The following is a 12017-nucleotide window of genomic DNA, read 5'->3' as shown; positions in this document are numbered from 1 at the left end:
TCATGCTCATTCCACGCGGATGTTGTTCCTGGTGATGAAGGCACTCCAGAAAGCCTGGTCATCGATCGCGCGGCGGCGGATATCCGCTTCGCCGCCGCTCATGGCCGGCAGCGAGAGGTCGGCCAGCCGGGCCTTGACGGCCGGATCCGCCATCACCTTCTGCAGCGCGGCGTTGAAGGTGGCAACGACCTTCGGATCCAGGCGCGCCGGGCCGGCAATCGCGTACCAGCCGGGCATCGGCGGCACGTTCAGTCCCGCCTCCTTCACCGTCGGCACCTGGGGCCACTGCGGCACGCGGCTGGCGCCGAGCACCGCCACCGCCTGCACCTTGCCCGACTGCACCTGCGGCAGCGCCGGGCCGACGACGCTCACCATGGCGTCGACCTCGCCCGCCAGCACGCCCGTGAGCGCCGCGGCCGAGCCCTTGTAGGGCACGTGCATCAGCTTGACGCCCGCGGTCGCGGCGATCAGTTCCATCGCGATGTGGGTGGAGTTGCCGATGCCGGCGCTGCCGAAGGTCAGTTCGCCGTTCTTCGCCTTCGCCTGCTCGAGAAACTGCGCGAAGGTCTTGATGCCGCTCTTGTTGCTCGTCACCAGCACGAAGGGCGTATCGGCCACGGGCGCAAGAAAGGTGAAGTCCTTCAGCGGATCGTAGGGCAGGCTCTTGTACAGGGCTGGGTTGAAGGCGATCTGCGACACGCCCGCGAGCACCAGCGTGTAGCCGTCGGCGGGCGCCTTGGCCACGGCGCCCAGGGCCACGAGGCCGTTGGCCGCCGGATTGTTCTCCACCACCACCGCCTGGCCCAGCTGCTGGGCGAGCCGGTCGCTGAGCAGGCGCGCGATCACGTCCGATCCCGAACCCGCGCCCTGCGGCACCACGAGCTTGACCGGCCGTACGGGCCAGGGCGATTGGGCCTGCGCCGCGAGAGGCACGGATAGGAGCGGCGTGCCGGCCAGTGCCAGCATGGAAACGAACGAGCGACGGGTGACGGGGGGCATGGCGTGCCTCTCTCTTGGCATGTTGAAGGAAGAACGGGAGAGCGAAGTGCTTAGCGCAGCGCGCCGCGCAGCGGAAGATCGAACCAGCTGGCGTCGGCGCCGCGAAGGATCTCCAGGCGCGGCGGCCGCCCGTGCGGCACCTGCGGGCCGTGGCCTTCGTCGCTGCCGCCGATCGACAGCCGTATGCGGCTGCCCGCCGCAAAAGTCCACGAGACCGGCAGCAGCGCGAAGTTCAGGCGCGCGGGCTCGTGGGGCACCAGCAGCCGGGCCGAGGCACGGTCGCAGGTGTTCACGGGCCAGCTCGCCACGTAGTCCGGCGAATGCGACAGGCCTTCGCGGTGCAAGGCCCGCAGCAGGCCTTCGGTGACGTAGCGGCAGCTGCCGTCGGCCAGCACTTCGCTCAGATAGACGTAGACGGCCGCGTCGGTCTCCGACGATGCGAGCAGCAGGCTCGCGCTCACATGGCCCGTCAATTCGGCGGATGCAGCCAGCGGTGCGCTGGTGTAGTGCAGGTATCGCGCCTGGCGCTCGGTCCAGTCGGGGTAGTAGTGCTCGATGCCGACGGCACCCAGCCGTTCCAGCCGCGTCTGGCGGCCGGTCGAGACGGAGAAGTCGACCTGGTAGCTGTCGCGGCCCGGGGCGGGTGCGTGCAGCGCCAGCACGCCGTTCGCATCGGGATGGACGCGGCAGGTTCCCGCGACTGGCGGCCATGCATCGGCGGCCTGCCACTTCTCGTCGTGGATGGTGAAGTAGTGCACCGGCTGCTCCCTGTCGAGCCCGGTATCGATGCCGCGCAGGTGATGGTCGAAGAAGCGCAGCACTTCGGCCAGCAGCGGAAAGTCCGAGCCGGTCTGCTCGCGCCAGGGCGAGACGTTGCTGCGCGCACCATGGTCCCAGGGGCCGAGCAGCAGGCGGTGCTGGTGCCTGGGCAGCGTCAGGAAGCGCGTGATCGCCGAGTTGCTGTAGCCGGCACCGTCGTACCAGCCCGAGACGGAGTAGATCGCCACGTCCTCGGGAATCTGGCGCGCGTAGTGGCCGGGGCTGCACACGTCCAGCGTCAATGCGGGGTCGTGCAGCGTTGCGTCGTGCCGGAACGGAAGCTCGCGCGCCATGTCGTTCAGCCGGCAGTTGCTGCGGTGCTGGTGCAGCGCCTGGGCCAGCAGCCGGCCATCGGCATCGGCGTCCACCGGCTGCGGCCCCGCGAACAGCGGGTTGCCGTAGTACGCGAACTTGGCAAGGGCCGGGCGGTCGTCCTGGTCGAGCGCGACCATCAGTTCGTCGTAGCGGCCGGTCCAGATGGTCGAGAGCACGCCGCCCACGTAGAGCTGGTCGGTGTAGATGTCGGTCACGGCGAACAGCGGTGCGATGGCCTTGACGGCGGGGTGCCGCGTGCTTGCGAGGAACACCGCCGCCGCGCCCAGGTACGAAATGCCGGTCGAGCCGATGCGCCCGTCGCTCCAGGGCTGCTGCACGATCCACTCGGCGATCTCGTGGTAGTCGTCGCGCTCCTTCGGCGAGCGCAATGCGTCGCGCGTGCCAAAACTCGCGCCGGTGCCCCGCACGTCCACCACCACCACCGCGTAGCCATGCGGCACGAAGAAGTCGCGGTAGCGGCCGCAGTTGGGGCTGGCCTCCACCGTGGGGTCGGTGGTCACGAAGCGCCGGTAGTAGGGCGTGAAGATGACGATGGTGGGCAGGCGGGCGGGCGGCTGCGCGCCGTTGCTCGCCTGGGGCAGGTAGTAGTCGAGCGCAATGCGGCAGCCGTCGCGCATCGTGACGTAGAGCGACTCCGGCCGCCCGGGCAGGCCGAAGGCGGGCTTGCGCCCGGCGAGGTAGGCGCTGGGCGGCAGGTGCCAGGCGCCTGGCGTGCTATCGCGGTCCGACATGAGCGGGGTACTTTTCCTGAAGACAGAGGGATGGTGTTGCCACCGTTCCGCCATTCTGGGAATGCGAGCCCGCGTTGAAAAATGCGAAATCCCGATTGATCCATAGGTTGAGCCTATGGAAGGAGGCGATGCTCCACCGCGGCCGAGCAACCTGCCGACACATCAGAACCCGACAGTCGTTCTCAAGGCTTTCTCAGCCGCTGTCCCGGGACGCTCCGTCGGCCTGGAAGAACCCGGCGTCCTGCAGGCTGCGCAGCACGATGTCCAGGATGCGCGCCGTCGTGTCGCTGCGGTGGTGCGCCAGGTACGAAAAGTAGTAGGGCACGTTCGGCACCGCCGGCTTGGCGCGCAAAATTTGCAGGGATTTTTCGGCGACCTGCCGGCGCGTGATCGATGCTGGCAGCATGGCAATCGCATGGCCGGAGGCGACCAACGCCACCATGAGCGAGAGCGAGTTGCAACTGCTGTACTCCTCGAACGAATAGCCGTCCGAGGCCAGCCAGCGCGATGCCGATTCATGCAGGGTCGACGGCGGCGCATTGCAGACGATGCGGTGGTTCAAGGCGTGGGCCGGCAAAAAGTCTTCGTCGGGCATCATCAGGTCGTGGGCCGCCACCCACTGGTGTTCGGTCAGTCCGATGAACTGGCTTGTCACGTCGGGCTGGCTGCTTTGCCCCGTGTGCAGCGCCATGTCCAGTTCGTGGTTGTTGATCTTCTGAAGCAGCTGGGCGCCTCCGCCCACCGTCAGGTCCACGCGAAGCGCCGGATAACAGTCCTTGATGTCCTTGAGGATCTGCGGCATCCCGATGATCGCGCAGGACTCGTCCACTCCCATGCGCACCAGGCCGGTGATGGTGCGCCGCAGATCGAGCCGCGCCATGTCCTGCGCCGACGCCAGCACGCGCTCCGCATAGACCAGCACGTTGCGTCCCAGCTCTGTCACCAGCAGGCGCTGGCTCTGGCGTTCGAACAGCTGGATACCCAGTTCCTCCTCCAGGTCGCGGATGCGGTGCGAGATCGCCGGCTGGGTGAGATGCAGGTGGCGCGCCGCTGCATGCACCGTGCCGAGACGCGCGGTCCACACGAAAGCTTCCAGCTGGTGGAGGGTGAACCTCGTTGATAAAGAACTCGAATCAACCATCGTGAGAATTGATCAGTATCGGTGCCGGGAGCGGCTGCCTACGATTGCCGTCATTCACAACGACGATATCCGAAATGACTGCCATCGAACGAGGAGAGTTGCCGCCGCCATGCACGCTGCAACTGCTGGCCCTGCTGAAGGAGGCCGAGCCGGCCACCATCGGCCACTTTCATGATCGCGGCTTCCTGCATGGGCGGATCAAGGCCATGGCTGCGGTGGCGCGCAGCGTCGGCACTGCCGTCACCGTGCGTTGCGAGGGCTCGGACGGATCCATCCTGCATCACGCGCTGGGACAACTGCGGGCCGGCGATTTCCTGTTCGTCGACCGCGCGGGCGACGAGACGATCGCGTGCATGGGAGGCGCCAGCATGCTCGCGGCGCGCCTTCGCGGTGTCGCAGGCGTGGTGGTCGATGGCTGCGTCACGGACATTGCGGAGCTGCGCGAGCTCGGCGTGCCGGTGTGGGCCCGCGGCCTGAGCGCCCGCACCACCCGCGCCAGCGGGCACGCGGGCAGCTTCTGCCGGCCAGTGGACTGCGGGGGCGTGCGCGTGCATCCCGGCGATGCCGTGCTGGCTGACGAAAACGGCGTTCTGGTGATGCGGCCCGACGAGGCGTGGGCCTTGGCCCGGAAGGCGATCTTGCTGCAACAGGCGGAGCAGCAGACGCTGTCACGGCTGCGCGCCGGCGAGTCCTATTCCGACGTGCTGGACACGCGCCTTGTTTTCCAGGAGGCAGCGGCATGACGAGCGCCCATCAGACCAGGCCGCCCGCCTTCGCACCGATGGCGGAACTGTCCCGTGCCTTGCGAACCGGAGAGACGAGTTCGGTGATCCTCACGCGGGAGTGCCTTCGCCGCATCGCAGCGCACGACGCTGTCTTCAAGAGCTTCCTGGCGGTCTACGAAGAAGAGGCCTTGGCGGCGGCGGCCCTCGCAGACGAGGAACTTCGCGCAGGCCACGACCGCGGCCTGCTGCACGGCATTCCGTTGGCGCTGAAGGACCTGGTGAACATCCAGGGCAAGCCCACGACGGCGGGCTCACCGCTGCTGTCGGCCAACATCGCGCAACAGGACGCAGCCATCGTTCGGCGCATTGCCGACGCCGGCGGCGTCATCGTCGGCAAGACCCACATGGTGCAGTTCGCGCTGGGCGCCTGGGGCACCAATACGCACATGGGCACGCCACGCAATCCGGCCGGCCGCGCCATGGACACGCTGGTGGCAGGCGGCTCCAGCAGCGGATCGGCCGTGGCCGTGGCAGCCCACCTGGTGCCGTGGGCGATCGGCTCCGACACCGGCGGCTCGGTTCGCGTACCCGCGGCCTTCTGCGGCATCGTGGGCTTCAAGCCCACCATCGATGCGCTGCCGCGCGAGGGCGTCTATGCGCTCAGCGAGAGCCTGGACAGCGTGGGCCTGCTCGCGTCGTCGGTGCAGGATGCCCGGCTGTGCTTCGAGGCGCTCGCCGGCGCGCCCGGTTCGGGCGCGGACGCCCGCCAGCGGATCGGCGTCCTGGAGGCGGATGAACTCGCGCCGCTCGCGCCGGCCGTCGCGCGATGCCAGGCACAGTGCCTGCAAAGGCTCGAGCAGGCGGGTTTCAGCCTGGTGCCATTCCGGTTTCCGGCGCCGCTGGCGGCGTTCAAGGAACCCACCAATGCCATCATGATCGCCGAAGGCGCCTGGGTGAACAACCGGTTCCTGGACGACCCGGACGCACCGATGGATCCGTCGGTGCGGTCGCGGCTTGTCGCCGCCCGGGCGACCACGGCCGTGCAGTACCTGCAGGCCCAAACCACCGCGTCGCGCTGGCAGCAGGAGTTCGCCGGCGAGATGGACAGGCTCGGGCTGTCCGCCGTCGCCATGCCCGTCACGGCGATGACCGCGCCGCGCCTCGAGGACGTCGACCACAACGTGGCGCCGGTCCACTTCACCCGCCCGGTCAACCTGCTCGCGCTGTGCGGTATCTCGCTTCCCGCGGGTGAGGACGACGACGCACGGCCCATCGGGCTGCAACTGGTCGGGCGCGCGGGATGCGATCACGCACTGCTGGGTGTCGCTGCCGATGTCGCCGCCGCACTGCATCCGTCTCGAATTCCGTCGCAGGAGGTGCGCAATGCTTAGCAAGCTGGCTGCCGTCCTGCTGGCATTCGTCGTTCCGTGCGCGGCCGCCCAGGACTACCCGCACAAGCCGGTGCGCCTGATCGTCCCGTTTCCTCCGGGCGGCAGCGTGGATCTGGTCGCGCGCCTGGTCGGCAAGAGCCTGCAGGACGCGCTGAAGCAGCCCTTCGTGGTCGACAACAAGCCGGGTGCCTCCGGCAACGTCGGTGCCGCCTACGTCGCCAAGGCGCCGCCGGATGGCTACACGCTGCTGGTCGGCAGCGCCGGTGTCTTTGCCGCCAACCAGTTCCTGTATGCCAATCCGCCATTCGATCCGCTGCAGGCCTTTGCGCCCATCATGCGGATCGTCGATCAGCCCAACATCCTGGTCGTGGGCCAGCAGTCGCCCGTGCGCAGCGTCAACGAGTTGATCGCGCTGGCCAAGGCACGCCCGGGAAAGCTGAGCTTCGGCAGCGCGAGCGTCGGTTCCGCCCAGCACTTCTCTACCGAGATCTTCATGCAGCAGGCCGGCGTGGAGCTCCTGCACGTTCCCTACAAGGGAGGCGCGCCGGCGCTCGTGGATCTGATGGGCGGGCAGATCGACATGCTGTTCGACACCTCGCCGACGGCCTTGCCTTACGCCAGGAGCGGCAAGCTGCGTGCGCTGGCCATCACCAGCCGACAGCGCTCGCCGCTGCTTCCGGACGTTCCCACGATGAAGGAAGCGGGGCTGCCCGACTTCGAGGTCGTCACCTGGACCGGCATTGCCGCGCCGGCCGGCACACCCCAGGCCGTGATCGACAGGCTCAACGCCGCGATCAAGACCGCGCTGCGCGGCGAGTTGCGTAGGCAGCTCGAGGAGACCTCCCTCATTCCGGTCGGGGACTCGCCCGAAGCCTTCCGGGAGTTCATGCGCAAGGACGCGGACAGCTACGCGCGCCTCGTGAAGGCCGCCAAGATCACGCCCCAGTGATCTTGCAGGGCGGTCCGGACGACGAATTTTTCACTCTCTTGATTGGATGCTGACATGAAGATTGCCTTGATACGTGTTGCGTGTGCCCTCTCACTGGCAATGGCAGGGCCGGCGTTCGCAGGGGACTACCCGGACAAGCCCATCCGCATCGTGGTTCCCTATCCGCCGGGCGGCGCGTCCGACACGGTGTCGCGCCTGATCGGGCAGCAGCTGTCGCAACGCCTCAAGCAGCCCGTGGTCGTCGAGAACAAGCCGGGTGCCACCGAACAGATCGCGGCCAGCTTCGTCGCCAAGGCGAACCCGGACGGCTACACGATCCTGCTGGCCTCCACCGCGGGACTTTCGGTCAATCCGACCCTCTACAAGGGACGCCTCGCCTACGACCCGGAAAAGGACCTCGCGCCGATCGTGCTGGCCGTGACCCTGCCCAGCGTGGTCATGGTTCATCCTTCGATGCCGGTCAATTCGTTCGACGAGCTCACGGCGTTCGCGCGGTCTTCGGCGACACCGATCAACTACGCTTCCAGCGGCGCCGGCAACCCCAGCCACCTGGGCATGGAGCTGTACAAGCGCGCGGCGTCCATCGACATGACGCATGTGCCTTACAAGGGTGGCGCGCCCGCGCTCCAGGATCTGATGTCCGGCCAGGTGTCCGTGATGATGGCCATCGGTCCGGAGTCGATGCCGATGGCCAAGGCCGGCCGGATGAAGGCGCTTGCAGTGACGACAGCGAAACGCTCGCCCGCCTATCCCGGACTGCCCGCAGTCTCCGAGACCAAGGGCTTTGCCAACTTCGAGCTGCTGCACTGGTTTGCACTGCTGGCACCCGCCCGGACGCCCGACGCCGTCATTGCGCTGCTGAACAAGAACGTGAACGACATCCTGAAGGACCCGGAGGTGAAGAACAAGCTTCTCGAGATGGGAATGGAGCTCGAAGGCGGCTCGCCGCAGCGGCTGGCCGAAACGATCAAGCGGGACCGCCTCAAGTGGGAGAAGGTGATCATCGAATCGAACATCCGGATCGATTGATCCGCACCGACCCACATCATCATCCGAAAGAGAGAACCGACATGGTCTTTGCTGGCGAAGGCATCCTGATTTCATCGATGGAAGTGCTCCCCGAGGAGGAGGCCGACTTCAACGAGTGGTTCGACCGTGAGCACCTGGCCGAGAGAGTGGCAATTCCCGGTTTTCTCGAGGCGAGACGGTATGAATCCGTCGGCGCGCCGACGCGCTACCTGCAGATCTACAACACCACGCGGTTCGATGTGCTGGACAGTGCGCCTTACCGGGCAGCCCTGGCGAGCCAGACCGAGTGGTCGAATCACCACATTTCACGATTCATCGCGCCGACGCGCGTGGTCGGACGCCTGGTGCACAGCGCGGGGGTCGCGCGAGGCGTCGCAGTCGCACTTATGCGACTTCGGCCGTCCGGTGATCCGGCCATGATGCCGGCGCTTGCGGGCGTTCTGGAAGTGCTCGACCAACCGGGCACGGCTTCGATCCACTTTGTCGAGGCCGATGCTGGCCTTTCCAGGCCGGTGACGGCGGATTCGGGCTACGTGGGCAGCGAGGACTGTTATGTGCTTATCGAGTGCACCAGCGAGGCCGCCGCCGGGAAAATCATCGCCCGACTGGGAGCGCCAGTGCAGAAGTATGGAGAACTCATCGACGCGCGAGTTTTCCGGTATCGCATGGATATCAGCGCGTAAGACGACCTCCAGCGCGGGTTCCGCCGTGCAGGCGCTCGCTTCTCCCGCTCATCCAGGCTTCAGTTGGCGCAGCGCGCTTCGAGCGCGTCGATGAAGGCGCGGTCCCATCGGCCTTCCTTCATGGCCCGGATGGTCTCCGCCTCCGTTGCGAGGTGCGCGCGTGCCTTCTCGATCAGCAACTCGGCCTCGTCTGGCGCGAAGGCCATCAGCCCGTCCTGGTCGCCGACCACGATGTCGCCGGGATTGACGACCATCCCGCCGACGGACACCGGCACGTTGATCTCGCCGGGGCCGTCCTTGTAGGGACCGCGGTGGGTGACGCCGCGCGCATACACCGGGAACTCGCGCGCACGGACCTCGGCCACGTCGCGGATCGCGCCATCGACCACCACGCCCAGGATGCCGATGTGCGCGGCGTAGAACGAGAGGATGCCGCCGACCACCGCGTTGTTGAGGTCGCCGCCGGCATCGATCACCAGCACGTCGCCGGGCCGGCAGAATTCGAGCGCGCGCAGGTACGTGAGGTTGTCGCCTCCGCGCGAGCGTGCCGTGACGGCCGTGCCCGCCATGGTCCGCGCCGTTGGGCGGTGGTAGGGATGCAGGCCGATGCTGCCGATGTTGCGGTGCATGTTGTCACTGAGCGCCGCGACGGGCATCTCGCGCAGTGCGGCGAGGATCTCGGGCGCCACCGGTGCGGCCGACGGGTTCTTGCGGATGGCTTTGTAGGGCATGGTGTTGTCCTCGGAAATTCAGTCAGGCGCGCGTCAGCGCAGGGCGGCCACGGCCCGTGCGATGCGCGCGCAGCCTTCCTCCAGCGTCTCGATCGACGTGGCAATGGAAAGGCGGAAGTAGGGCGACAGGCCGTAGGCGGTGCCCGCGACCACGGCCACGCCTTCGCTCTCGAGCAGGTACATCACCACGTCGCCGTCCTGGTCCAGCCGCTTGCTCTCTGGCGTGGTCTTGCCGATCAGGCCGCCGCAGTGGATGTACAGGTAGAAGGCGCCCGGCGGCGGGCTGCAGTGCAGGCCGGGGATGTCGTTGATCAGCGCCAGGGTGCGGTCGCGGCGCTGCTTGTAGATGGCCACGCTCTCGGCCACGAAGTCCTGGTTGCCGTCGAGCGCCGCCGCGGCGGCCGCCTGGCTCACCGAGCAGCAGTTGCCGGTGGACTGCGACAGCAGTGTGTTCATCGCCTGGACCAGATCCGCCGGGCCGGCCGCGTAGCCGATGCGCCAGCCGGTCATCGCATAGGTCTTGGAGACGCCGTTGATCACCAGCGTGCGCTCGCGCAGCGCAGGCGCAACCGCAAGCAGGTGCGGCGTCGCCTGGCCGTCGAAGCGGATGTGCTCGTAGATGTCGTCGGTCATCACCATCACTTGGCGGTGGCGCTGCAGCACCTCGGCCAGCGCGCGATATTCGTCGGCGGTGTAGCTGGCGCCGGTCGGGTTGCTCGGCGAGTTGATCAGCAGCCAGCGCGTGCGCGGCGTGATCGCGGCCTCCAGCTGCGCTGGCGTCAGCTTGAAGCCGTTGGCCTCGGGGCAGGCCACGGTGACCGGCGTGCCTTCGCAGGCCAGCACCATGTCGGGATACGACACCCAGTAGGGCGCGGGAATGATCACCTCGTCGCCCGGCTCCAGCGTGACGGCGAGCGCGTTGTAGATCGCGCTCTTGGCGCCGCTGGTGGCGATGATCTCGTTCATCGCGTAGTGCAGGCCGTTCTCGCGCTCCAGCTTGGCGGCGATGGCTTGGCGCAGCTCCACCGTGCCGGCCATCAGGGTGTAGCGCGTCGCGCCTTTCTCGATGGCGGCGGCGGCGGCCTGCCGGATGTGGGGCGGCGTGTCGAAGTCGGGCTCGCCCACCACGAGGTTCACGATCGACTTGCCCTGGCGGCGCAGTTCGTTGGCGCGGTCGGCGGCCGAAGTGCTGGGCGAGGGCTTGATGCGCCGCACGCGGGCGGCAATGCGGGAGGGCGTCACTTGTCTTCCTGGGTTGGCGATGGCATGGACCGAACGGTACGCACATCGATCGCGCGAGGCCAAGACGAGATTGCACTGGTTGTATAGGCAGAGCTTATGGTGGGCCCCGATGGCCGCTGCGCGAGGGCGGTGCTAGGCTCGGCTTTTGCTTGGGGACACGGCGTGAACCTGCGACGCCTCAAATATTTCGTGAAGATCGTGGACATCGGCAGCCTGACGCAGGCGGCCGAGGTTCTTTTCATCGCCCAGCCCGCGCTGAGCCAGCAACTGGCCACGCTCGAGGGCGAGGTGCGCCAGCAGCTGCTGGTGCGCACCAAGCGCGGCGTCACGCCCACCGAGGCCGGCAAGGTGCTGTACCGGCATGCGCAGATCATCCTGCGCCAGTGCGAGCAGGCCCGCGTGGACATGGAAGCGGCCGGCGAAGGGCTGTCGGGCCAGGTGTCGGTGGGGCTTGCGCCCGGCACGGCGGCCTCGGCGCTCTCGCTGCCGCTCTTGCGCACGGTGCGTGCGCGCCACCCCGGCATCCTGCTCTACCTGAACGAAAACTACGGCACCACGCTGAGCGAGCTCATCATGAACGGCCGCATGGACCTGGCCGTGCTCTATGGCGACAAGGCGATCCACGGCCTCTCGTTCCTGCCGCTGCTCAAGGAGCCGCTGTTCCTGGTCGGGCCGGCCGCCATGCCGGCGCCGGCGCAGCCGGTGAAGCTGGCCGACCTGCGCGACATCGAGCTCTTCCTGCCGCGCCCCTACAACGTGGTTCGCAAGCTGGTCGACGCGGCCTTCGTGCGCGCGGGCATGGTGCCGCGCGTGGTGGCCGAGATCGAGTCGGCCTTCACGCTGACGGCCGCCATTGCCGACGGGCTGGGCGCCACCATCCTGCCGGCGTCGATGGCGCGCGAAGTGGTGGCGGCCTGCGGGGCCTGGCAGTTCCAGATCGTCGATCCGGTCATCGAGGCGCCGCTCGCGCTGTGCCAGTCCGACCACCTGCCGCTCTCGGAGCCGGCGCAGGCGGTGAAGAGCATCCTGCTCGAACTCGTGGTCGACCTGGCCGGCACCTTCGCGGCCACGCCCGAACCCGAACTGGCTGCGCTGTCGTAGCGTGCCGTCATAAGCCGGCCTTATCCCGGCACAGCCATTCCGTCTTGGGCTTTGTGCCCGCGGGCCGCTACCGTTCATGCCTGCCGTCACGCGTTCGCGGAATGCGTCGGCCACCAAGGATGTTCTGTCGCCACAGGCAG

At 67.8% G+C, this 12017-nt stretch carries 11 protein-coding genes; 6 read left to right on the top strand and 5 right to left on the bottom strand.

Features of this window, described 5'->3' with window-relative positions; all coding sequences use genetic code 11:
• Window positions 1-6: 6 nt before the first annotated feature.
• From ACAM58_RS30435 to ACAM58_RS30425, 3 genes are all read right to left on the bottom strand, one after another.
• Window positions 7-999, bottom strand: coding sequence for a tripartite tricarboxylate transporter substrate binding protein (locus ACAM58_RS30435; protein ID WP_018904123.1), 993 nt, complete (start codon window positions 997-999; stop codon window positions 7-9).
• Between the two features lie 50 nt (window positions 1000-1049).
• Entirely contained in the window at window positions 1050-2885 is a 1836-nt protein-coding gene (locus ACAM58_RS30430) for a CocE/NonD family hydrolase (protein WP_018904124.1), read from the bottom strand.
• Between the two features lie 193 nt (window positions 2886-3078).
• Entirely contained in the window at window positions 3079-3969 is an 891-nt protein-coding gene (locus tag ACAM58_RS30425) for a LysR family transcriptional regulator (RefSeq protein WP_018904125.1), read from the bottom strand.
• Window positions 3970-4100: 131 nt separating this feature from the next.
• On the opposite strand from ACAM58_RS30425, the gene ACAM58_RS30420 reads away from it, so the two are divergent.
• Genes ACAM58_RS30420 through ACAM58_RS30400 form a run of 5 tightly spaced genes read left to right on the top strand, consistent with a single transcriptional unit; the run spans window position 4101 to window position 8803 of the window.
• A complete protein-coding gene (locus tag ACAM58_RS30420; protein ID WP_026283934.1) occupies window positions 4101-4769 on the top strand; it encodes an RraA family protein in 669 nt (222 codons plus the stop codon).
• A complete protein-coding gene (locus tag ACAM58_RS30415; protein ID WP_278881017.1) occupies window positions 4766-6142 on the top strand; it encodes an amidase in 1377 nt (458 codons plus the stop codon). The genes ACAM58_RS30420 and ACAM58_RS30415 overlap by 4 nt, the downstream gene beginning before the upstream one ends.
• The gene (locus ACAM58_RS30410) at window positions 6135-7091 is read left to right on the top strand and encodes a tripartite tricarboxylate transporter substrate binding protein (protein ID WP_015866094.1); all 957 of its coding nucleotides are present in this window, start codon (window positions 6135-6137) and stop codon (window positions 7089-7091) included. The genes ACAM58_RS30415 and ACAM58_RS30410 overlap by 8 nt, the downstream gene beginning before the upstream one ends.
• 54 nt (window positions 7092-7145) lie before the next feature.
• Entirely contained in the window at window positions 7146-8120 is a 975-nt protein-coding gene (locus ACAM58_RS30405) for a tripartite tricarboxylate transporter substrate binding protein (RefSeq protein WP_038106949.1), read from the top strand.
• The gene (locus tag ACAM58_RS30400; protein ID WP_278881020.1) at window positions 8117-8803 is read left to right on the top strand and encodes a DUF4286 family protein; all 687 of its coding nucleotides are present in this window, start codon (window positions 8117-8119) and stop codon (window positions 8801-8803) included. The genes ACAM58_RS30405 and ACAM58_RS30400 overlap by 4 nt, the downstream gene beginning before the upstream one ends.
• A 59-nt stretch (window positions 8804-8862) precedes the next feature.
• Here ACAM58_RS30400 and ACAM58_RS30395 read toward each other — a convergent pair whose 3' ends face one another.
• Together ACAM58_RS30395 and ACAM58_RS30390 are read right to left on the bottom strand one after the other, a co-directional pair.
• Complete coding sequence (locus ACAM58_RS30395; RefSeq protein ID WP_018904130.1) at window positions 8863-9534, bottom strand: RraA family protein; 672 nt, start codon at window positions 9532-9534, stop codon at window positions 8863-8865.
• A 33-nt stretch (window positions 9535-9567) separates the two neighbouring features.
• Entirely contained in the window at window positions 9568-10776 is a 1209-nt protein-coding gene (locus tag ACAM58_RS30390; RefSeq protein ID WP_369664604.1) for an aspartate transaminase, read from the bottom strand.
• Window positions 10777-10938: 162 nt separating this feature from the next.
• On the opposite strand from ACAM58_RS30390, the gene nac reads away from it, so the two are divergent.
• A complete protein-coding gene (gene nac, locus ACAM58_RS30385) occupies window positions 10939-11877 on the top strand; it encodes a nitrogen assimilation transcriptional regulator NAC (RefSeq protein ID WP_049826248.1) in 939 nt (312 codons plus the stop codon).
• Window positions 11878-12017: the final 140 nt, after the last annotated feature.

It is taken from the genome of Variovorax sp. V116, assembly GCF_041154435.1.
Taxonomy (GTDB): Bacteria; Pseudomonadota; Gammaproteobacteria; order Burkholderiales; family Burkholderiaceae_C; genus Variovorax; species Variovorax paradoxus.
The sequence above is the reverse complement of the archived record's forward strand: the minus strand, read 5'-3'. Positions and strand labels throughout refer to the sequence as shown.